The organism is Limnothrix redekei LRLZ20PSL1 (assembly GCF_043235035.1).
In the GTDB taxonomy this organism is placed as follows: domain Bacteria; phylum Cyanobacteriota; class Cyanobacteriia; order CACIAM-69d; family CACIAM-69d; genus CACIAM-69d.
In genome coordinates this window covers 1-21,689 of sequence record NZ_JAZAQF010000089.1, presented here as the reverse complement: position 1 = coordinate 21,689, position 21,689 = coordinate 1, and the positions used below count along the sequence as shown (strand labels likewise).

General features: G+C 54.5%; 22 protein-coding genes and 1 pseudogene. 10 read left to right on the top strand and 13 right to left on the bottom strand.

Translation table 11 applies throughout. The features are described from left to right. The first annotated feature begins 185 nt into the window (after positions 1 to 185). Together VPK24_RS17320 and hisG are read left to right on the top strand one after the other, a co-directional pair. Positions 186 to 413: a DUF1049 domain-containing protein gene (locus tag VPK24_RS17320; protein WP_099535253.1), complete on the top strand. Its 228-nt coding sequence runs from the start codon at positions 186 to 188 to the stop codon at positions 411 to 413. A 155-nt stretch (positions 414 to 568) separates the two neighbouring features. Continuing rightward, positions 569 to 1,213, top strand: a complete 645-nt coding sequence (gene hisG / locus VPK24_RS17315; protein ID WP_099535255.1) for an ATP phosphoribosyltransferase — start codon at positions 569 to 571, stop codon at positions 1,211 to 1,213. Between the two features lie 23 nt (positions 1,214 to 1,236). Here the strand turns inward: hisG and VPK24_RS17310 are convergent, their stop codons facing one another. Next, the gene (locus VPK24_RS17310) at positions 1,237 to 2,241 is read right to left on the bottom strand and encodes a pentapeptide repeat-containing protein (protein WP_099535257.1); all 1,005 of its coding nucleotides are present in this window, start codon (positions 2,239 to 2,241) and stop codon (positions 1,237 to 1,239) included. Here VPK24_RS17310 and VPK24_RS17305 point away from each other — a divergent pair. Beyond that, entirely contained in the window at positions 2,225 to 2,356 is a 132-nt protein-coding gene (locus VPK24_RS17305; protein WP_393015251.1) for a hypothetical protein, read from the top strand. The genes VPK24_RS17310 and VPK24_RS17305 overlap by 17 nt on opposite strands. On the opposite strand, the gene VPK24_RS17300 is transcribed toward VPK24_RS17305, so the two are convergent. Continuing rightward, positions 2,337 to 3,296, bottom strand: a complete 960-nt coding sequence (locus tag VPK24_RS17300) for a hypothetical protein (protein WP_393015249.1) — start codon at positions 3,294 to 3,296, stop codon at positions 2,337 to 2,339. The two genes, VPK24_RS17305 and VPK24_RS17300, sit on opposite strands and share 20 nt — an antisense overlap. A 765-nt stretch (positions 3,297 to 4,061) precedes the next feature. Between VPK24_RS17300 and VPK24_RS17295 the strand changes: the two genes are divergently transcribed. After that, positions 4,062 to 4,493, top strand: a complete 432-nt coding sequence (locus VPK24_RS17295; protein ID WP_393015254.1) for a plastocyanin/azurin family copper-binding protein — start codon at positions 4,062 to 4,064, stop codon at positions 4,491 to 4,493. Between the two features lie 15 nt (positions 4,494 to 4,508). On the opposite strand, the gene VPK24_RS17290 is transcribed toward VPK24_RS17295, so the two are convergent. Then, positions 4,509 to 4,673: a hypothetical protein gene (locus tag VPK24_RS17290; protein ID WP_393015247.1), complete on the bottom strand. Its 165-nt coding sequence runs from the start codon at positions 4,671 to 4,673 to the stop codon at positions 4,509 to 4,511. Between VPK24_RS17290 and map the strand changes: the two genes are divergently transcribed. Next, positions 4,672 to 5,514, top strand: coding sequence for a type I methionyl aminopeptidase (map, locus tag VPK24_RS17285; RefSeq protein ID WP_393015246.1), 843 nt, complete (start codon positions 4,672 to 4,674; stop codon positions 5,512 to 5,514). The genes VPK24_RS17290 and map overlap by 2 nt on opposite strands. A 538-nt stretch (positions 5,515 to 6,052) precedes the next feature. Here map and VPK24_RS17280 read toward each other — a convergent pair. The 3 genes from VPK24_RS17280 to VPK24_RS17270 all read right to left on the bottom strand — a co-directional run bounded on the left by VPK24_RS17280 (position 6,053) and on the right by VPK24_RS17270 (position 8,680). Then, positions 6,053 to 6,985, bottom strand: coding sequence for an N-acetylmuramoyl-L-alanine amidase (locus VPK24_RS17280; protein ID WP_393015244.1), 933 nt, complete (start codon positions 6,983 to 6,985; stop codon positions 6,053 to 6,055). A 307-nt stretch (positions 6,986 to 7,292) separates the two neighbouring features. After that, entirely contained in the window at positions 7,293 to 8,237 is a 945-nt protein-coding gene (locus VPK24_RS17275; protein WP_393015243.1) for an SPFH domain-containing protein, read from the bottom strand. Beyond that, positions 8,237 to 8,680: an NfeD family protein gene (locus VPK24_RS17270; RefSeq protein ID WP_393015241.1), complete on the bottom strand. Its 444-nt coding sequence runs from the start codon at positions 8,678 to 8,680 to the stop codon at positions 8,237 to 8,239. The genes VPK24_RS17275 and VPK24_RS17270 overlap by 1 nt, the downstream gene beginning before the upstream one ends. Before the next feature lie 258 nt (positions 8,681 to 8,938). Here VPK24_RS17270 and VPK24_RS17265 point away from each other — a divergent pair, with 258 nt between their 5' ends. The 3 genes from VPK24_RS17265 (at position 8,939) to VPK24_RS17255 (ending at position 12,082) form a co-directional block, all read left to right on the top strand. After that, entirely contained in the window at positions 8,939 to 10,933 is a 1,995-nt protein-coding gene (locus VPK24_RS17265; protein ID WP_393015239.1) for a PP2C family protein-serine/threonine phosphatase, read from the top strand. 187 nt (positions 10,934 to 11,120) lie between these two features. Beyond that, positions 11,121 to 11,348: a ferredoxin-thioredoxin reductase variable chain gene (locus VPK24_RS17260; RefSeq protein WP_099535277.1), complete on the top strand. Its 228-nt coding sequence runs from the start codon at positions 11,121 to 11,123 to the stop codon at positions 11,346 to 11,348. A gap of 437 nt (positions 11,349 to 11,785) precedes the next feature. Then, positions 11,786 to 12,082 carry a DUF6439 family protein gene (locus VPK24_RS17255; protein WP_393015237.1) on the top strand — a complete coding sequence of 99 codons (297 nt, stop codon included), beginning with the start codon at positions 11,786 to 11,788 and terminating at the stop codon, positions 12,080 to 12,082. Here VPK24_RS17255 and VPK24_RS17250 read toward each other — a convergent pair. From VPK24_RS17250 to VPK24_RS17235, 4 genes are all read right to left on the bottom strand, one after another. Continuing rightward, complete coding sequence (locus VPK24_RS17250) at positions 12,079 to 12,648, bottom strand: ATP-binding protein (RefSeq protein ID WP_393015235.1); 570 nt, start codon at positions 12,646 to 12,648, stop codon at positions 12,079 to 12,081. The genes VPK24_RS17255 and VPK24_RS17250 overlap by 4 nt on opposite strands. A gap of 467 nt (positions 12,649 to 13,115) precedes the next feature. Further along, complete coding sequence (gene moeB / locus VPK24_RS17245; RefSeq protein WP_099533643.1) at positions 13,116 to 14,279, bottom strand: molybdopterin-synthase adenylyltransferase MoeB; 1,164 nt, start codon at positions 14,277 to 14,279, stop codon at positions 13,116 to 13,118. 172 nt (positions 14,280 to 14,451) lie between these two features. After that, positions 14,452 to 15,033, bottom strand: a complete 582-nt coding sequence (locus VPK24_RS17240) for a M67 family metallopeptidase (protein WP_393015233.1) — start codon at positions 15,031 to 15,033, stop codon at positions 14,452 to 14,454. Positions 15,034 to 15,428: 395 nt separating this feature from the next. Then, on the bottom strand, positions 15,429 to 16,421 hold the full coding sequence (locus VPK24_RS17235) for an RNA polymerase sigma factor, RpoD/SigA family (RefSeq protein WP_099533740.1): 993 nt from the start codon (positions 16,419 to 16,421) through the stop codon (positions 15,429 to 15,431). An 837-nt stretch (positions 16,422 to 17,258) separates the two neighbouring features. On the opposite strand from VPK24_RS17235, the gene VPK24_RS17230 reads away from it, so the two are divergent. Continuing rightward, entirely contained in the window at positions 17,259 to 17,399 is a 141-nt protein-coding gene (locus tag VPK24_RS17230) for a hypothetical protein (protein WP_393015231.1), read from the top strand. Positions 17,400 to 17,531: 132 nt separating this feature from the next. Here the strand turns inward: VPK24_RS17230 and VPK24_RS17225 are convergent, their stop codons facing one another. Next, entirely contained in the window at positions 17,532 to 19,310 is a 1,779-nt protein-coding gene (locus tag VPK24_RS17225; protein WP_393015229.1) for a helicase HerA domain-containing protein, read from the bottom strand. A 228-nt stretch (positions 19,311 to 19,538) separates the two neighbouring features. Here VPK24_RS17225 and VPK24_RS17220 point away from each other — a divergent pair, with 228 nt between their 5' ends. After that, positions 19,539 to 20,735: a tetratricopeptide repeat protein gene (locus VPK24_RS17220; RefSeq protein WP_393015228.1), complete on the top strand. Its 1,197-nt coding sequence runs from the start codon at positions 19,539 to 19,541 to the stop codon at positions 20,733 to 20,735. Positions 20,736 to 20,980: 245 nt separating this feature from the next. Here VPK24_RS17220 and nfi read toward each other — a convergent pair whose 3' ends face one another. Further along, the gene (gene nfi / locus VPK24_RS17215; protein WP_393015226.1) at positions 20,981 to 21,592 is read right to left on the bottom strand and encodes a deoxyribonuclease V; all 612 of its coding nucleotides are present in this window, start codon (positions 21,590 to 21,592) and stop codon (positions 20,981 to 20,983) included. Beyond that, a pseudogene (locus VPK24_RS17210) lies at positions 21,589 to 21,689 on the bottom strand (IS5/IS1182 family transposase); the annotation flags it as partial. The gene nfi and the pseudogene VPK24_RS17210, both read right to left, overlap by 4 nt.

The window sequence follows — 21,689 nt, the reverse complement described above, 5'->3', positions numbered from 1 at the left end:
TGCGGGTAGGATTGGCAATGACCGGGAGACGACTCATGAGCTGGGTGATGCTTCGGGTAGGTCTAGCCTAAAACCGGATTTAGAGCTGCCAAGTCGGCTTTAGCTTCTCTTTATAAATTAGCTCTAATCACTCGATGGCAAATACCGAATTCAGTCAAAACAATAGGTCAAAAATCAGGTAAAAAATGGGCAAACTAGCCAATCTGGCGATCGCTCTGATTGTGGCTACGGGAACGATCGGAATCGCTCTCATTTCCGTCCAAAACGCCACCCTTGTTTCCATGCAGTGGTTTGGATCTCGCACCGTGCAAATGCCCTTTGGTTTCCTGTTGGCAACGGGCTTTGGGGCGGGCGTGGTGGTGGCGGGTCTGTTTCCCCTGTTGCCCAGCGGTCGATCAAGTCAGCGACGTTAGCGCCAGCTTGGGCCGCAATGAAGCCCAAAGGACACGAACACCCAAATAAACACCCAAACAAACACAAACACCCAAACAAAAGATGCGCCACGCGGGAAATAGATCTATACAATAGGCGGGCGAAACCTTGCCCCATCCCACCCCCCGATCGCCCTGTGCTGACCATCGCCATTCCCAAAGGCTCCCTTCTGGCCGATAGCGTGCAATTGCTAGCCGCTGCGGGCCTAGACTTCAGTGTCCTACTCGACAAAAGCAACCGCCAACTGCAAGTGACCGACCCCACCGGCACGGCGCGGGCCATGCTGGTGCGCAATGGCGATGTGCCGGTTTATGTGGAATGCGGCCAAGCGCAGTTGGGCATTGTGGGCTACGACGTGCTGCGGGAAAAAGCGCCCAACGTCGCCAACGTGCTGGATTTGGGCTTTGGAGGCTGTCGCATGTCGGTGGCAGTCCAGGCAGATGGGCCCTATCAGCGAGCGATCGATCTGCCGGCCCATAGCCGTATTGCTTCCAAGTTTGTGCGCTGTGCCCGCGAATATTTCCAGTCGTTGGATTTACCGGTGGAGATTGTGCCCCTTTACGGCTCAGTGGAATTGGGGCCCATCACGGGCATGTCTGAGGCGATCGTGGACTTGGTGGCCACGGGGCGCACCCTCAAGGAGAACGGCTTGGTGGAAATTGAGGTGCTGTTTGAAAGCACAGCCCGACTCATTGCCCACCCGGTGAGCTATCGCCTAAACACTTACAACGTGGGGGGCTATTTGGACGCGCTGCGATCGGCCCTGGCTCAGGTGGCCTAGGGCCTGTCGTCGGTTGAGAGAGTTTAGTAATTTTGATAATAAATTTGGCCGTCGGGCATGGTGGCGTTAGTCAAGTTTGCGCCGTTGAGATTTGCACTGCTCATTTCCGCCCGATTTAACAGCACCTTGGTCATGTTGGCATCTCGCAAATTGGTGCGCGTCAAGAACGAGTCCACCAAATCCGCCTGGGACAGGTTCGATCGGGTCATATCCGCCCGGCGCAAATCAGCCCGAGTTAAGCGCGCATAGGAAAAATCAGACTGCAACATCTTGGCGTGGGCAAATTTGGCATCCGCAAACAGCGCCATCTGACAAACACTGCCGTTGAGATTGCATTCATTGAAAATGGTTCGTTCCGCCCGCACACTCGTGAGATTTGCCTGCAGCAGCGTGGCCCGCTCCAAGTTGCTGTCGCTGAGGGCCGCATTACACAAAATGGCTCCGCTCAGGTTGGCTTCCATCAGGTTCACCCCGCGCAGGACGGTTTCTCGCAAATTGGCCCCCGTCAAATTCGCACGGGTCAGATCCGCCCCAGACAAATCCGCCCCTTGTAGGTCTGCAAAGCTCAAATCGGCTCCCCGGAGGTTGGCCCCTTGATAGACCCGCTTTTCTTCGCGCAGATTGGCCCCCCGCAAGCAGGCCCCTCGGGCATTGATGCCGCTGAGGTTGGCGTTGCGCAAATCCGCCTCCACCAGGTTGGCATCGGTCAAAATCGACAGGGAAAGGTTCACATTGCGCAGGTCGGCCGCTTCTAGTCGGGCTCCGTGCAAGTCCGCATCCCGCAAGTTTGCCGCACTCAGGTTGGCGCGATCGAGGTTGGCCCCACTCAGTTTGATGTGGGTTAGGTTGGCTCCTCGCAGCACCGCCCGATTGAGGTAAGACAAAATCAAATTGGCGTGGCTGAGGTCGGCTCCGGTGAAATTCACACCCACGAGATCCGCGCGAATCAGTTTGCAGCCGCTCAGGTTGAGGCCACTGAAGTTGGTCTCACCTGCTTTGTAGCGTTGCAAGATGGCTTGTGCGTCCATGGGTCTGTTGGGCTTCCAGGAAAGAAGACAGGGAATTTTGCAGGCCGCGCACGGAGCCGGGCCAAGGGCGATCGCTCAGGTCAGCCTCAGTGTGCCTAGGGATGCGATCGGGTAAAGACATTTTCGATCGCAAACATCGATCGCTCTGTCTCATCATCCTCATCCTCAGCTTCCATGGGTAAGCCAGAGCTAAGTTGCGTTTTTTCCGCCGCCTCGCCAAACATCTCAAAGCCCGGAAAACGTCCCGTCGCGCCAAAGGATTCTTGGGCCAGGGGTTTCGGTTCCGGATCCGCTGAATAGATGGCTCGATCGAGCACGCGAATCATTGACTCCGCAGCCTGGGCATATTCTTCCACTTCCGGGAAACGATTCACCGTGCTTTGCAAGCGTTCTTCCAAATCATCCAGGGTTGGACAAGCTTCGCAGAGCCGATACAACAGGCGATCGAGCAATTCCGACTTAATAGAAGCCCAAGTATAGGCATTGAAACTGGTTTGGGGATCCAGCGTGAAAAAGCTGAGAATCTTCACCCGCAACGGGTTTGTGGCCCGCAATAATTCAAATCGCACCGCAAACCAATCGTAGGCCGCCAAATTCACCACCGGCCGATTGGTCATGGTGTCCTGGGACGGATCCCGAGCCACAATCGCCGGTTCTGCACTTTGGCTGGGGCCTTGGAAAGACAGCACCGTCCGCTCGTCTCCAGACTCCACCGGCAAACGCGGTTCCGTGCTGGTGAGGGTGGCTTCCCCGTCCGGATCATGACAAAGATTCCCCAACCGCTGGCTAATGCGACTGGCAATCACCCCATAAACCTGAGGCTTATTCAGGTGAGCTGCTGCCCGGTTTAACCGAGTCGTTAGATGATTCATTGTGGGCGACAAGGATTGCAGCCGTTGCAGCAACCGCCCCGTATCAAGCAGGGCAATTTTCTGGTTATCGCCTTCCCAGTGCCCCGTGCAAGCCAACAGCAGCAGTTTTTTAATGCGAACAATTTCTGGGTCGCGCTCTAACTCCCGTGCGAGGTCTTGGAGGATGGGGGGAATATCGCTCATAGGGCCAAGGGGTCAAAACGCGAGAGTCCAGGGAGAGGAAATCGGGCTGCACCCAAATTGAGTCGATCGCAGTCGAACCAGGGCGATAGCGAGAGCTTACCAGTCGCTTTTGGCAGCATCAGCATCATCCAGGGCAATGAGCGCAACAGTCCGTCGATTACCGCCAATCATGCAGATCTCCTCCATTACATCAGGAATTAGACAACAAACGCTGTGCTCTTGCAGACTGTTCAGAGCACAGGGCGGCTGTTCGGGAGAAGTGGCATGGTCAAGGGTCACTTTGAGTATGCCTTACCCTGGCCAGATCGATCCACCAATATCGATCTCGTACGCGGTTTCCAATCTTGTTTTTTAGTCAGTAACCACGCCCCTGTCCAGTGATTCACCATTTGTAAAGCCATCAACCCGCCCTACACTAGATTTAGGACGATTAGGGCAGTGGGGTAAGCGATCCAATCAATTACCAAAATCGAGGTTCGGGCTTTTTGTCTTATTTTGAAAAGTGTTTTTGACTGTTTTTCAATTATTGAGCGAGTTCTTGATTTGTTGATTAATCAAAGATCAAGAAAATGACGGGGTAACCCAGTTGGATTGAATCACTTTTTCGAGAATCGGGAACTTAGAAGCATGAAAATTCAGGACTTACAGAAATTGACATTTTTTTCGATCGATTCCAACGCGCCAACAATGGCAACCTTACTTGCTAAGACGCAACTGGGGTTCAAAGCAGCCAAACGAGCGATCGGGCGATCGATATCGATCCTGATGCCATTGCTGATTGCTGGGCTGTGGCTGACGGGAATTGGGTGCTCGCCGGCTTGGGCAGTTCCGGCCGTGGCCTTAAGTCAGCAAACCCCCGTGGAAGTGGCAGTGGAGCTGGGAACCACTTCTGGAGAATTACGCTTTGTGCCGAACCAATTGACCTTCGAGGCCGGCAAGCGCTACAAACTGCACCTGAGCAACAACAGCCCCACCAAACACTATTTCACGGCCAAAGATTTTGCCGATGCCATTTGGTCGCAGAAGGTCGATGCGGGCAACGTGGAAGTCAAGGGAGCGATTCATGAGTTGGAATTGCGCCCCAACACGGTGGCCGATTGGGTGTTTGTGCCGGTACGATCGGGCAAATATACCCTTCGCTGCACCGTGCCTGGCCACCAAGCAGCGGGCATGACCGGCGAAATTCTGATTCAGTAAGGAGCCTTGACCCTCCTAGGGCTTTTGGCGGGCGATCGTGGCTTGCGGTTGGGCAAGCACCTGGCTGTTACCCAGCCCCAGCCAGAGTCCCCCAGGCTTGTAAAGTTTTTTGATAAGCTCTAGAGGGACATTGCCTTCCCCACTGTCGCTCCGATCGCTAACACCACCTGCTAACACCATGAACGTTTTTGCTGACCTGCTGCCCAAGTCCAAACCCTCTGACTCGCAAACGGGCCCGCGCATTCAAAAAAATCGCCGGGGTATTGAAATTAAATCAAAGCGCGAGATCGAGATCATGCGGCAGGCTTCGGCGATCGTGGCAACGGTGCTGAAGGAGATTCTGGAGTTGGCGGAACCGGGCATGACCACGGCTGACCTCGATCGCCATGCGGAAAAGCGAATTCGTGAACTGGGAGCGGTGCCCAGTTTCAAGGGCTATCACGGGTTCCCGGCTTCTATTTGCGCCTCCGTTAATAATGAAGTAGTGCACGGAATTCCCAACTCGAAAAAGACGCTCCAAAGTGGTGACCTTGTGAAGGTAGACACGGGGGCCTACTTCAACGGGTTCCATGGGGATTCCTGTGTGACGGTGCGGGTGGGACAGGTCTCTCCGGAGGCCGATCGCCTGGCACGAGTTGCTGAAGAAGCCTTGTTTGCCGGAATTCATCAGGTGAAACCCGGTGGAACGCTACTGGACATTGCCGGAGCGATCGAGGATGTGGTGAAGGCCAATGGCTACTCAGTGGTGGAAGATTTTACCGGCCACGGCGTGGGGCGTAACCTGCACGAAGAACCGGCGGTGTTTAATTTCCGAACCCGCGAGCTGCCGAATGTGCGGTTGCGGGCGGGGATGACCCTGGCGATCGAGCCGATTTTGAATGCGGGTTCCAAGAAAACCAAAATTTTGAGTGATAAGTGGACGGCCGTAACGGTCGATCGCTCCTGGTCAGCCCAGTGGGAACATACGGTGCTGGTGACAGAGGATGGCTTTGAAATTTTGACCGATCGCACCAAGGTTTAAATCGCGCCAAGAGCTTCACGCCAAGAGCTTTCCACCAGAGTCGAGGGCTTGCCGTCAAATCTCCTGAAGCCCTAATTCCACCGTTAGCAAATCGTGGGAGACAAGGGGATCAAGCTCCTTGTTACGGCATCGGGGGCAGATCGCCTGAAACCCTAATTCCACTGTTAGCAAATCGTGGAGAGCAAGGGGCTTAAGCCCCTTGTTACGGCGATTGGAGTATGGTGAATCAGCCGTTTTCACCTGATTTCAGGCAATGACGACAGACCCCAAGCGGGCCCTCGATTCAGCGGCCGGCCTTGACGTTGCAACTTTGAAGTTTCGGGCTTGAATGCTGGGATTCAGTCTCGGCGACTGCTCAATAACCGAGCAAAGGTTGGGAAACCCAAGCCCTTAGCCAGGCCGATCAGTTGCCATTCATGGGCAATTGATCGGCTCTTTTATGTTTTCTGTGCAGTTTTGGGTGATGGAATTTGGGGCCAATGAGCGAATGAACAGGCGATCGAGATTCCTCAAGCCAAATTCCGCTAGCTAAATTCCGCTAGCCAATCAGAGCAGCCCAAACTTGTGGCCCCACAATGCCATCCACCGTCAGGCGGTTTTGGGTTTGGAAACGGCGCACCGCCTCCAGGGTTCCGGGGCCATAGATGCCATCGATCGCCACGCCCACTCGAAATTGCAAGTAACGCACAGCGGGGCCAGAACTTTGGTTGGGCCGCAAAATCGGCTTGGCCAAAATTTGCCGAATGTTCACCCAGGTGCGATCGCCCGCCACCCCATCCGTCACCAAACCCAAAATCGCCTGCAGCCGCTGGGTGGCCGATGTGGTGGACGGGCCAATGAAACCATCTTCGGCTAGGCGCTGGTTGTTGCGATCCAAAATTCGGAGCCGGTTCAAGGTGCGCTGCAATTCCAACACCTGGGCACTGGACTGCACCGGGGTTGGCGTTGGTTCGGGCTTGGGCAATTGTCCCGTCAACCCCTTCACGATCGCGTTAGCCATCTTTTCGGGATCAAACAAATCCATATCCCGACGAGAATCGCAAAAACAGCATTCCACCAAGATGGCCGGTGCAGACGTGTTGCGAATCACATATAAATGCGCGCCATTTTTGACCCCACGGCTGTTGAATCCCAGGGCCACAATTTCGCGCAGCACGGGAGCCGCTAACCGTTCGCCTGCGGCGCTGGCCGCAAAAACTTCCGTACCACTCACCACTGTGTTGAAGGAGTTGAAGTGAATCGACACAAACGCATCAACCCGGTTGAGATTTGCCACATTACAGCGCTGCCAAAGGGAGTTAGTGACACTGGAGGCGCTACGGGGGGTGCAATTCACCACCGTGTGCCCCAAGGCTCGCAGCTTGTTGATTACCCTTGTGCCAACGGCCGTGGTCAGCTCGTCTTCAAACCGGATGCCGCGTGCCCCAGTGTCGGGAGGGGCGTTGTGGCCAATGTCGATTCCGTACTTCATGATTGGGTCAATGCCTCGCTGAGTCCCGGGGAAGCTGATTAGGAAATGGTCGCAGCGGCTCGATCGACTCGATCCAAATCCAGATCCAAACCCAGAATCCATCAAGTTCCGATTTGATCCTGACCGATCCCGATCCATTCCGATCAATCCAAGGCCGAGCGCCGCAAGTCCCGCCCCCATTTAAGCGCAGGGCCGGAAGATTGCCCAAGCGCCTGAGACCACTAACGCCAGTTGTTGAGCAGTTGATGAACGGTAGGAACTGAGGGATTGGCTCGATCGCGCATTGGAGCCGCTGCCCGATCGCCCCCTATGCTTGATCGCCCGTCAACGTCTTCAGACTTTCGAGGGTGGACAAAATATTGCGCGGATCCATGAACATCACCTTGCTGCTGTTGCTGGTACCGATCGCCTGGCCCGTCGCCAAATAGCTCTGGGCCATCAAAAATTGCAGGGCCTCCGCTGCCTTGGGATCTTGCTGAAGCGACTGGGCCACAATTTTCAGTGCCTGCGCCGTGGCCTGGGCTTGCAGCACCTGCCGCTCTTGGTCAGCCCGAGCCTTCAGCACGATCGCCTGACGTTCCGCCTCCGCTGCCAAAATGGCCGCCTTCTGCCGAGCTTCCGCCTCCAGCACTTGGGCCTCCGCTTGGCCGCGGGCGGAATTCACCGCCGATTCTCGCTCCCCTTCCGAAGTGAGAATGGCTGCCCGTTTGCGCCGTTCGGCGGACATTTGCAACTCCATCGATTCCTGCACGGCCTTGGAGGGAATGATGTCGCGTAGTTCCACCCGGGTCACCTTCACGCCCCAAGGATCCGTGGCGATGTCCAAATCCTGAAGCAAAACTTCGTTAACCCGTTCCCGGGCGGTGAAGGTTTCATCCAGTTCCAATTTGCCCATTTCCGATCGAATCTGGGTTAGCACCAAATTCGTCATGGCCATTTGCAGATTTTCAACCCTATAGAAAGACTTCTCAAGATCCACAATTCGCCAATAGACCACGGCATCAGCCGTGATGCTCACATTGTCCCTGGTGATGCATTGCTGGGGCGGAATATCAAGCACCCGTTCCCGCAAGGTTTGCCGATAGGCCACACGCTCCAACACGGGAATCACGTAGTTAATGCCCGGTTCCAGGCGTTTTCCCTTGTATTTTCCCAACTGCTCCACCAAGGCTTCATCACCCTGGTTGATGATTTTGATGCCCGAGAGGGCTGTGCCGCCCAGGGCGAGGGCAAGGATCAGGAAAGTGCTCATTATGCCTCTGGTTCTAGGTTGTCTGGCCAATGCTCGATCGGTAGCACCCACAGAGTTGTCCCCTGGCGGCCAACGATATACACAGGGGTTTGTGGGGCGATCGCCTGGCTGGTGTCTTGGCAACGGGCGGCCCAGGATTGTCCTTCATAGAGGACGCGGCCGGGTTGGCCGGGGGCGATCGCGGTGAGGGTTTGCCCCTCGATCGCGTCCCAATGTTGCTTCGGAGCAGGGCGATCGAGCCATTGCTGGGCCGCCCGAATCATCACCACCGACAACCCCAACCACAGCCCCACTTGCAGGGGCGCACTGGGCAACACCACCGACACCAGAGCCACCACCAGCGCACTGACTCCCATCACCGCCGCCACAAAGGCCGTGGGCACAAACAGTTCTGCTAAACACAACCCTGCACCGAGCAGGATCCAAAGGGTGGTTAAGGACATAGGAACCGGCTGTTCAGAAGGGAGGGGTGGCAAGAGCCGACCGGTCTGAGGCCATTCTAGCTTTCGGGTTTTGGGCTGTCCTGTTGATGGGCCCCGTTGATTCGTTTCCGGTGAACGGTGAACACTGTTGAATCGATGGAGTCATCCAGTTGAATGCACTTGAATGCACTGGATTCAACAATGGGATCCGTGGATCGGCGGGATCCGGAAGATTCCAGGGATACAATCGAGCGGTATCCGCTACTGTGCTTGCCAGCCATGAACGGACTTGAGCCGCCCATCTACTGCGTAAATCCAAGTTGTGCCCAACCTCGCAATGCGATCGGGCGGGAGCGCTGTAGCGAGTGCCAAACACCGCTGCTCTATCGCTACCTGTGGGCCGTGGGAGAAGTGGCGGCAGCAATTCCGGTGGGCAGCATGGTGGCCGGGCGCTATTACGTGCAAGCACCGTCCGTGTGGCTGGAGACGGAACCGGCCCGATCGCCCGATGTGCCGCCCCAACTGCCCGATCGGGCCCTGCCCTATCTGCGGCTCCATCGTTGGGCCCGCCACGTGCCTCAGTTCTATGGTCTTTGCTTAATGGGTGATCAGTCACCCGATACGATCCTGCTGGAAAACGCTCCCCTGAACGATCAGGGGCAACCTTACCCGAGCATTAATGAGGCTTGGGGTGGGGCCCGGAATCTGCGGCGGCTCCACTGGTTACGGCAACTGTTAGACCTATGGCCCGCCCTGGCAGCGGAAGGGGTGACGGCTAGCCTGCTTTCGTTGCAAAACGTGCGGATTCAGGGGGGGCGTTTGTGGCTACGGGAGTTGATGGCCGATGAGGCCGATCGGGAAGGGAATTTTCGGCGGTTGGGGGATTTGTGGTTTGCTTGGCTGACCGGTTGGTTGCCACAGGTCTCGACGGAAAATGATGCCCTGCTGGGGGTGCGGCTTCAGGATTGGTGTACCCAAATTCGCCAAGGCGCGTTGAACGCGGCCGGAGCGGCCACCCTGCTCGATCGCCTAATCCAAGAAACCCAAGCTCAATACGATTTGACGGTGATCGCAGCGGGCCTCACGGATCCGGGCCGCCAGCGATCGAACAACGAGGACACCTGCTATCCCGACACCTTTTCGCCCTTGCCGCCCGTGGGGGCGATCGATCCCGGCGTGGCGATTGTCTGCGATGGGTTGGGCGGGCGCGAACGGGGCGAAGTGGCCAGCCAAATGGCCATGCAGTCGTTGCAATTGCAGGCCCAAGCTTTGATTTCCGAGGCGATTACCAGCGGTGAATCGATCGAAGCCCCGATCGCCACGGAACAGATTCGGGCCATGCTGCGGGTGGCCAACAACCTGATTGCCACCCAAAACGACAGCCAAGGCCGGGAAGCCCGCCAGCGGATGGCCACCACCACCGCCCTGGCGATTGCCCTACCCCAACCCTTGCGGCCCCCCTTCGTGGAACAAACCACCCTTGCCCGCGATCTCTACATTGCTCACGTGGGCGACTGTCGAGCCTATTGGATTTCCATGGGCGGCTGCATTCCCTTGACGGTGGATGACGACCTGGCGGGCCGCGAAGCAGAAACCGGTTTCCGTTCCTATCGCGAAGCCCTAAACCAACCCAATGGCAGCGCGATCGCCCAGGCCCTGGGAGCGAAGGAAGCGGACAATCTGCACCCCCATGTTCAGCGCTGGATTGTGGATGAGGATGGGCTGCTGTTGCTTTGTTCCGATGGGTTTAGCGATCAGGGTTGGGTGGAACAAACCTGGCGGGAATATGGATTGGGAATTGTGACCGGCACACGATCGCTCAACGAGACCCTCAAGGCCTGGGTGGCCGCCGCCGTCGCCACCAATGGCAGCGACAACACCACCGCTGTGGCCCTGCTTTGTCGTCTCAGTCCCCTGAATGTGGGCATTCCCGATCCCTGGACTGCGGCCCCCGAAGCCGTGGCCCTGGCTCCGGCCACCTGGGAATCGGAAATGTCCGAAGCGTCCCAAGCCCTGTTGCAAACCACCAGCCGTCCTCCCCGTTCCCAGCGTCGCCGCCGATCGCACTCGGGTCTGAGCAAACCCCAGTGGATGGGTTTGGGGGCGATCGCCCTGGTCATTTTGGGGGTGATCGCCCTGGCCCTCATCCTGCGTCCCTCCGGGGGCGATCGCCCCGATTCCGGCAGCACACCCTCCTCGCCCACCAGCCCCACACAGTCGGGCACACCTTTGCCCAACACCAACACTGAAGAACTACCCGTTCCCGGCCCCTAGCCAGTGAATTTTTTGATGGCTAGTTATTGATCTCTTAATCACCCGTTTCCGCTGCGGTTTGTGTGGGAAAATCCAGAATCACGACCAAAATCGCGACTGGAACCGAACGCCACGTAGGTCATCCTGCGTTCTGGGCAGTCCAGATCGTGCTCAACCACCCAAGTTTATTAGCGAGCTGTCAGAGGTTATGAAAGTCGGCGATCGCGTGCGTGTCAGCACCACCGTAGAGGTCTACCACTACCCGGAGCATCGGGGCAAACCCTACAACTTGGAAGGCAAGGAAGGGGAAATCATTGCGATCGTCACTGAGCACCAGGGCCGCCCCGTCAGCGCCAACTTTCCCTTCCTGGTGCAGTTTGAAGGGAAGTTTCGCGGCCATTTTCGGGATGGTGAACTAACGATCGTGGAATCATAATTGCGCAACCAGCAACCTGAGCCGATCGTCACTTCGAAATTGCCGATCATTTCGCGATCAGGGGGCAAGGGGCTTAGGGGATATCGCCTTTTCCATATTTCCATCGCCGTAGGGGTTGGGTCTCCCAACCCTAACCCGGGCGATCGCTACAACCCTGTCCACCCCTGGCAACACCCAAGGATCGCGGGGGCTGGGCGGGGACTGGGCGGGGAGACCCCGCCCCTACGACTAATCGGTTGGGAGAATGAGATCGTCAGGGTTTTGGGCGATTTGACGACAGGCCCTAAGCCCCTTGTCTCTAGTGGTTGGGGCTGATGGTTTGGATCCGATGGTTTGAATCAGCAATTGGATTTGATTTTTTTGGGAAAGGTCGCCACACTGAAGGCAATATTCCTTGATTTCCTGACCCCAGCTTCAATTGGGCGATCGAGCAACCCATGAAACCTTCCCTTTTTGCCCATCAGCCGATTACCAGCCCTCTGGAAACCAAATCCTGTCAAGAGCTGACCGATTTAGAACTGGCACAGGTGCTCGTGTCTCGGTTGGCGCTGGGCAACGGGGATTGGCATCGACAAAAGGGCAATCGATCGATCCGGGCCCGGGAACAGGCGGCGGCGGCTTTGGTGGCCCTGTTGCGCGACCAACCCCAAATGGCCCTGGAGCATTTGCAGCAGGCGGCGGGATGGCTCGATCGCACCGTGAGCGCCCCGCCCTGCCCGGATCATGGTCGCTAACGCACTAGCGCCACATAGCGTTCTCGCAAACTGGCCCGCAAACCTTGGGCCGCCTGGGCCAATCGCTGCCGTTTCGAGACCCGGATCGGATCCGTTTCCTTGTACAGGTGCAACACACGGCCGCCTTCTTGCCACTCCACCCGATTGAACACTTGATGCAGGATGAACAAACCGCGGCCGCATTCCCCCTCGTTACCCGGCAGCAGATCTTCCACCGCATCCAAATCCATGGTCACATCATCCAGATCCGCATCCATGGCCACAGGCGGCAGCGGCGGCGCATGGCAACAACAAGGGGGCTTAAATCCTGCCCCCCGATCGGAAATCATCCACCAGTAGCGGTGGCTGCGAGCAGAAAAGTGAACACACACTCGTTTTCCCGGGTCAAGGCCATTACCATGCTTCACCGCATTGACCAAAGCCTCCTGTAACCCAAGGCGCACTTCAAAGCGCCAAGGCTCCGGGACATCTTCCACTAACAAATCCAGAACAGGGCACAAATGCAGCGTTGAAGGGAAACTCAGCTTGCGCCACTGATGTTTTTCTTGGCGAACTGTGGGGGCCATCACAACTGGAGACAGAGCATTTGGACGACCAGAAATACCGAGCGGAACTGAGGCAGGGACAGCCAGTTAGCCCAAGAAAGTTAAGGGATTGGGCAATGCTGACCGGAGGGCCAAAGCGCCGAACGATCGCACCCTCGATGGACAAATCGAGCGATGGAGGTTAGGAATTTTTACTGAACCGTTCAATTTCCATTGTATCCAAAGGGGTTGAAAAGTCTAGGCGACCCCATGTCCCGGAACGGGCGATCGCCCTCTGACCAAGGATTTTCAGGAAACCGAGCCACGCAAAAGCGGCGGCCCTCTTCATAGAGATTGACCACCGCCTTACATCAACCAGATTGGCACAACTCAGACTAGCGTTCTAGCATTATTCGCCATCAGCGATTAAGCCCTCCAGGGCCTGGGGTTAGTTCCGGGCACTGGAGAAGGTGGGATTTTGAGCGAGAATTGCGAGCTGGGATCGATAGCTAGTATTGGGGAACTGAAGGATCCACCTCTTGGCTCCAAGCATTGATCCCGCCCTTGACGTTGATGCCGTCAATGCCAGACTTTTGCAGGATCCCGAGGGCCTTGGCTGATCGCCCGCCCATCTTGCAGTGAACCACCAACTTGCGGCCCTTGAGCAGGTCTTTCACCTTCCCAACCCCGCTGCCGCTTTCGATGTCCGGCAACGGCACCAACACCGATCCCGGAATGCGGCCGATTTCAAACTCGTTGGGGTTGCGCACATCCAACAGCAGAAAGTCTTCGCCGCTGTCGATCAACGATTTCAAGTCCGTGACACTCATTTCGGCCACGTCGGGCTTTTCTTCGGCTTGGCCCACGGGCGGTAATCCGCAGAATTGTTGATAGTCAATCAACTTTTCAATGACGGGGCGTTCAGGGTTGGGTCGCAACTTCAGTTCCCGGAACTTCATATCCAAGGCGTTGTACAGCAACAGACGACCATTCAGGGTCGTGCCCTTGCCCAAGATGATTTTGACAGTTTCCGTGGCTTGGATTACGCCAATGATCCCTGGCAAAATTCCCAACACACCCCCTTCGGCGCAGGAGGGAACCATGCCCGGCGGCGGGGGTTCGGGATAGAGGTCGCGGTAGTTGGGGCCGCCTTCGTAGTTAAAGACGGTGGCTTGGCCCTCAAACCGGAAGATGGAACCGTAAACGTTAGGCTTGTCGAGCAGAACGCAAGCGTCGTTCACCAGGTAGCGGGTGGGAAAGTTGTCCGTTCCGTCTACCACGATGTCGTAGGGGCGGAAGATGTCGAGGGCGTTTTCAGAACTGAGCCGCGCCTCGTACAGATCCACTTGGCAGTAGGGGTTAATTTCGAGGATCCGATTTTTGGCGGATTCGATTTTGGGTTTGCCAACCCAGGATGTGCCGTGGATGACTTGGCGTTGCAGGTTGGAGTAGTCCACCACGTCAAAGTCCACCAAGCCAATCCGGCCAATGCCGGCGGCAGCGAGGTAGAGCAGCAGGGGCGAACCCAAACCGCCGCTGCCAATGCAGAGCACGCTGGCGGCTTTCAGGCGCTTTTGGCCTTCCAGTCCCACTTCGGGCAGGATGAGGTGTCGAGAGTAGCGTTCGTACTCTTCTTTTAGGAGTTGTGTGTTGCTGGTATCGATATTCAGCATAGGTTGCGAGGTGGTTTGGGTTCGATGCCCGATCGCGGGGGGCGATCGCGCCTTCGATCGCTGTGAGGGGTTTCCCATCCAGGCATCACCTTAGGGGCGATCGACCTTGGGGGAATCAACGAATCGCAGTGGCTAAGCAACCGGGCGCGCCAGGGGCAGTTGAGATCAACAATCAGGATCCACAAAGGACGATCGGCTCGGGCTGAAACTGGCGATCAAGATTGAGTCGCCAGCTTTGCCAGTCCACGGTTTGATCGCCTTTTACCGACAGGATCAGGTACGAGTAGTCAGGCCAAGCACAGGCGCGATCGAACTCGGATGGAACGGCCGGATGTTGCGGGTGTGAATGATAAACCCCAATGATATCAAGGTTACGGGCACGGCCGGCCCGCATGGCCGCCAACATCGTGGCCGGGGCGATTGCGTAGCGGCGCTCGGGACTGGTTTCACCAGCGGGGATCGGATCCAAGGTGCGAAAGGGTTCATCGGTGAGCTGTTCCCAATCGTTATTGGCGGGCCACAGCTCATGGACGATCGCTTCGATCGCCTCGATCACCCCCATGGAACCTGCAGGGGCTGGATCCCTTGGGCCAACCGGTGACTCAATCGGTAATTCAACCAGTGATTCAACCGGTAATTCAACTGGGGTGCGCACTTGCCGGCCCAGCAACAGGCCGCAACATTCATAGGGCAAAGCCGCTTCCGCTGCTTGACAAAGTTGCTCCAGGAGCGATCGGGAGAGTTGGAGAGTCATCTTTCAAGGGCCATCGCCGTTACCGGTGCTTTGGGAAACGCGAGGGATACAGCAGGTATTTTGAGATTTTGCAAATTCTTCACAGAATCTTTGCCAGATTTTGCAAAAAAATGTTACAAAATTTTTCGTATCTTCAGCTACAATCAGGTCGAAGCAAATCCGACCGGATATCACACTGCGAAGATTGAATTCCTGATGCAATCGCGTTTTGGGAGACGCGGCTTGCCTCACGACAGATTTTCCGTTTCCTCGGATGCACTAAAACGACGCAACTAGAACTGGAAAGCGGCGACCCGATCGGGAACGCCGCTTTTTGTTGCAATTCGTTTGTTGAAATTAGTCGGTTGCAATCGGTTTATTGCAATCGGTTTGTTGCAGGCGGATTAAGGCGGCCGTTAGCTCGCCAAATATTCCCGCACATCGGTGCGACGGCGCAGTTGCTTCAGGGCTTGGTGTTCCAACTGACGCACCCGCTCACGGCTGATGTTGAGTCGATCGCCCACCTTCGCCAAAGACAGTTCCCGACCATCTTCGAGGCCAAAACGCAGGGTAATCACATCCCGCTGTTGAGGAGTCAGCTCCGCCAACAGGGCTTGCAAATCCAAGCGCAGGGCCTCGCGGCTGGCGTAATCTTCGGGCAGATCGCCTTCATCTTCCAGCAAGTCCTGAAGTTCCGTGTCTTGGTTGTCGCCCACTCGCAACTCCAGGGAAACCGGCTGCCGCGAAATCAGCATGAATTCCCGCACTTGGGCCGGTTCCAATTCCAGCTCGGCCGCCACTTCCGAGAGCTTGGGCGATCGACCCAGTTTTTGGGTTAGCTCCCGCTGCACCCGCTTCACCTTATTCAGCTTTTCGGTGATGTGAATCGGCAGGCGAATGGCGCGTGATTGTTGGGCGATCGCCCGCGTGATCGCTTGGCGAATCCACCAGTAGGCATAGGTTGAAAATTTGTAGCCCATCATGGGGTCAAACTTTTCTACTCCACGCTCCAAACCCAAGCTGCCTTCTTGGATCAGGTCTAAGAGTTCTAGGTTGCGTTTTTGGTATTTCTTGGCGATCGAAACCACAAGACGCAAGTTGGCTTCAATCATTTTTTTCTTTGCCCGATCGCCCACCCGCAACTGCTGGCGCAGATCTTCCACCGAAAGCTGGGCGGCGGCGGCCCATTCCTGCTCCGTGGGCGATCGATCCAGCTCGCCCATCAGCTTCTCCTGGATGTCCAAGAGCCGCATCATTTGCTGCACTTGTTTGCCCAGAATAATTTCCTGTTCATCAGTCAGCAACGGAACTCGGCCAATTTCGTGCAAATAGGCGCGAACCAAATCGGCACTGTCACCTTCTCGCGACTTGGATCGCTGCGTTTGGGGGCGAATCATAGCGGTCGGCATGGTCAGCATCCTATTTTCAATCACAAAGACGCGAGCACAAGAGCTTGCGGGTCGGCGTTATTCGTCAGCGTTATCGGCGTTCATTGATGAGCAAGTCTGTTTCAAAAAACGCCCTGGGAAACGAGTCCCACAAATTCCAAATTCGGATCTACACTGAAGATCCAAAGGTCAAGAGTCCACAAACCAAGAGCGGCCAAAACCCACATGGCAACACTCAAAGGGACAAAGAATTAGACGGTCTTGGATTGCAAAAAGTTCATTAAATTAACCTTGGGCAACAGTTCCCAGCAGAGTTACGGCGAGCCATTAGGCGACAATTTCGCAAAATCACGAAAGACGCAACCAAAGTCAGTCATCACTGAGAATTCAGAAATCAACCAGAAATCAACCGGAAATCAATCGGAAATCATCAAAATCAATTCAAAACCAATCAAGAATGCACTAGAAATCAGCCATTCAAGCAAGATTAGAGTGTCATCACGAAGAGAGGCATGGGCATTCAGTTTCCTTGAAGTTCATTGGTGAATCTCCCGGAAGCAAGATTTCAGCTCGATCGGCAATGTTAAGGGTCAGAACAAATACCGAAGCACTGAAATTTCGCTGTTATTCACTCCAAAAACTTGAATGAAGAATCAGGCTTTTTCAGGTTTCTGAGCGCGACTCTTTTTCCATAGTGATCGCAAAAGTTGGAATTGGGTACGACAGACTGGGGAGCAATAACCGAACCTAAAAGATTGGTATCCCGCCCTGCACTTGGTTGGGTTTTTGGGAACCCCTTCAGCCGCTTCCGAGGATCAGCATCATGGTCTAGGTATAGCCAGTGGGTGCGACATTGCCATGGCAGTCATACGAAGTTTTTGTCACACCACTGTTAAGCCTTGCGGGCCCGCGCGATCGCCCCTGATAGCCGTAGCCGCAGCCATGGACATTGCCATAACTGGTCGCTTGGGGATTGAGGAAAAATCACGGCTGTTGTAGGGAGTTTGGACACTCAAGTTTCAGGTGCTCAAGATCCTGCGGGCGATCGCCCGATCAAGCGTCCGTCCCGTGACCTCAATCCTTCACACCCCACATCCCATCAACAGCCCATCAACATCTCATTAGCACGTTTTAAAATCCCAAATCAGCCTTGGCTTTGTCCCCTTCCGCGATCGCGATTTCATCGGGCAGCTCTTCCCAAAAAGTATCGCCAATTTCCGCATAGAACTTCTCATCATAGGGACGAGTTCTAACCACTACAGGCATGGGCACGGCATGGCCCAAAACTAGGGCCTGTTGCTTGGAATCCAGCTTGGCCAAAACCGATCGCAGGCTTTGTCCCCCTGCCACGCCGGTAAAGATAGCTTCAATATCTTTTTCGTCATTCAACAAGGCCGTAATTCTGGTTCCAATTTGCGACATAACCTCGTTATCAATTCCCGAGGGACGCTGATCAACTACCAGTAAGGTGACAAAATATTTCCGCATTTCACGGGCGATCGTGCCGAAAATAGTTTGCTTGGCGGTGGCGGGATCCAGGAATCGATGTGCTTCCTCAATCGTGATCATCAATTGGCGGGGCTTGTCGTTGGGATCCTTGGTTTGCAAAAAGCGCTCGGCTTTGCGCACATAAATGCCATGAATCCGACGAGAAATAATATTGGTGGCTAGCATATAAGCCAGCATGTTTGATTGGGAACCAAATTCGATAATGACGTGTTTCCCAGCTTCCAGAGAGTCCAAAATTTGCTTGATATAATCGGAGCCAGCATTTCTCATGTATTTGATTTGATCAAGACGATTCAACTTTCGTTGCAGCGCCATGATCGAAGATTTGCTGCCCATTTTGGTTTCGCAAAAATCCTGAATTTCCTCATTGGTCATGCTGAGAAGCCGTGAAATCCAAGATTTGCCAAATTCATTTTGCAAAATAATTGCATTTTCAACGCTGGCTTCGGAAAGATTCAGTTCCGCACTCACCAGCATCAAATCTTCCACATCAATTTGGTCATAGCTGATGTAAAGTTCTCGGGCATCGCGCACGCCTCGGCGTTTGGTGGATTCCGCGTCCAGGGTGTAAATTTCCACTTGCCCCGGGAAAAGTTGTCGCAACCCTTTGACGGTGTTGATTCCTTTGCCTTCACGCATGGCTTCCCAGCCATATTCCGAATGCATATCAAAGATTAAGTTCACCGCCACTTGCTTGCGAATTGTGCCCGCCAACAGCAGACGGGTGAGGAATGATTTCCCGGTTCCTGATTTCCCAAAAACGCCGTTACTGCGCTCCACGAACCGATCGAGGTCGATGCAAACGGGCACATCAGTATCGATCGGCATTCCAATCGCAAAATTGCGTCGCTGGGGATCGTCTTCCCAACCAAACACGATCCGAAAGTCCCGATCGCTCGCTTCATAGACCTGTGAAAAGTGACTAGGAATAGTTTTCACGGGTAACAATTCTAAATTGGCATCGCGGTTAGCAGCAAAGGAGGCTAAATTACTGGATGCTTGATTGCCGTTTTTGTCCTTGGCTTTGCCGTTTTTGCGGGCCGATCGGGCAGGTTCTGGAGCCAAGCGATCGGGTAAGGGCAGGGTTTCCCAGTCCATCTCTGCTTGGGGCACAAACATCAACATGGGAGCGAGTTCGATCGTCCCAAAAGTGCCACTGCCGGCCAGCACATCGCGCAAAAAATCATCATCGGGATGGGGCGGATCGATCGTAATTCGTTGGCTGGAGGTTCCCAAAGCCACATCGGTTAACATGCAAAAAAAGTGCGATCGCCGCCCCCGCACCACCAAAAATTTGCCCACTCGCATCTCTTCCACGGAAACATCGGCATGGAGCCGCACCTCCAGCCCTTCGCTAAGGGAACCTTGAATGACTGAGCCGAGTGGAACGTCTTGGGGCATGGGATGAGACAATTTAGGAGATGATTTAGCCAGTATGAAAGCGGGAGGTTGTGATTGGGAATTGCGCTTGAGCTGCAATTTAAGGACTGATTAAGATCTGGTTCAAGCCGGAATCGATCAATATCAGATTCGCATCAGATCAGCAATCAGATTGACGAAGATCAAACGATCATCTCGTTATTTTAACGGCATTATCTATCCTTCAGATTTACACTCGGTGTTTCGGCCATGAGTATCTGTTTATCGCTCATTGTCAAAAATGAAGCCCATCAGATCGATCGCTGCCTCAACAGTGTGCGCGACTGTGTGGATGAAATTTTAGTGTTAGATACGGGCTCCACCGATGACACCGTTGAGCGGGCCCGATCGCATGGGGCGCGGGTGGCTTTTTTTGATTGGTGCAATGATTTTGCGGCCGCTCGAAATGCAGCTTTGGCACAAATTGAGAGTGATTGGGTGTTGGTGTTGGATGCGGATGAGTGGTTGCTGCCGGAAGCGATCGAACCGATTCGCGAAGCAGTTAGCTATCCAGAGCATTTGGTGGTGAATTTGGTGCGTCGAGAATTGGGCGCGGTGCAATCTCCCTATTCTCTAGTCTCGCGTTTGTTTCGGCGACATCCTGAAATTCAGTTTGATCGCCCCTACCACGCCATTATTGATGACAGTGTGGTACGGCTTTTGCAACAGGAACCCCACTGGAAAATTGTGTCTCTTTCGATGCCGGCCATTGATCATGATGGTTATCGGCTCGATCGCATCGCCAGCGCTTCCAAGGCCGATCGGGCCAGGGTTGCAATGGAAGCTTTTTGGAAAGCAAATCCAGAGGATCCCTATGTCTGTAGCAAGTTGGGGGCCCTTCTCATCGATTTAGGAGAACCTGAGCAGGGAATTGCGCTCTTAAAAACTGGTCTTAAGCGGGCAGAACAAGAGAAAATGTCCGAAGTTTTATATGAGCTGCACTATCATCTGGCAATTTTTTATAATCAGCAACAGAATCTCGACCTAGCCCAAGCCCATTATCGTGCTGCTTTGCGTCAACCAGTATTACCAATTTTGAAATTAGGTTCTTTGATCAATTTAGGCAATCTTTACCGCCAAAAAGGAAACCTACAGGCTGCCTATGAGAGCTATCGCAAAGCAGTGATCATTGACCCCAACTTTGCAATCGCCCATTACAATTTGGGTTCAAACCTGCGAGCAATGAACCGCACTTTGGAAGCGATCGAGCATTATCAAAAAGCCATTGAACTCGATCCGGCAAAGCCCGAATTTCACCAAAATTTAGGCGCAGCTTTCTTGAAAGGTGGCAATGTGCCCGAAAGCCTGAAAGCCTTCAAGACAGCCGTTGAATTATATGATCAACAGCAGTCACCGGAAGCGGAGCGAATTCGCCAAACTTTACGAGAACTGAAATTCGAGATTTAGTTTGAAGTTTAGTTTGAGATTTAGTTTGAGATTTAGTTTGAGATTTAGTTTGAGATTTAGTTTGAAGCTTAGACTCAGGAATTTCAAAAGCGCTAAGCAAGCCCCTTGAATTTATCGCCAAGCCATCACTGCAAAAACGCGCCTAAAACAACAGATTAGTAGAACAGATTAGTAGAACAGATTAGTAGAGCAGCAATGCCTTAAGTCAGTCAGGATTCAATCAGGGTTGATTGACGATTACTTAGCTATGGGTTGACCTGAGCAGATTCAGGATCCTTGAAAGCCCCCCGTTGAGAGGCGATCGCGTCGGCCCAGCGGGTGGTTTCTGGCAGTCGATAGCGCGGGGTGCAATTCAAAACTAACTCGATCGCCGTGGGTAAACTCACTCGATGCCCCGAGGAAACATAAAGCGGCCGACAATTATGGCGCGATCGGACAATTGCGCCAATGGTTTCTTCGCGATCAATCAAAGGTTGCCAACTTCCTTTCGCCAAATCTAGCGGCTCGTGGGTTCCAATCAAGTGGGACTTTGCTACACCAATTGTTGGCAGGTTCAACAACAATCCCAAGTGACAAGCTAGCCCAAACCGACGCGGGTGAGCATAGCCTTGACCATCACATAAAATCAGATCTGGTTTTTGCTGAAGCTGATCAAAAGCTTGCAAAATCACTGGCACTTCTCGAAAGGATAAAAATCCCGGCACATAGGGAAAAGGGGTGGGAATTCGGGCGATCGCAAATTCGATTCGCTCCAAACCAGGAAAGCTCAAAACTACAACGGCTGCACGAGCGATCGCACCATTTTCTTCAAAACCCACATCAGCTCCCCCAATCAATAGACCTCTTGCACGAATCAAATTGGATGTGTTGCCTGGTAGTTGAGCAACCCGGCCAGCAGATGAAGCCTCAAGCCAAAACGGCGACGACGATTGCGATAGCGTCCTGAGAAGATCC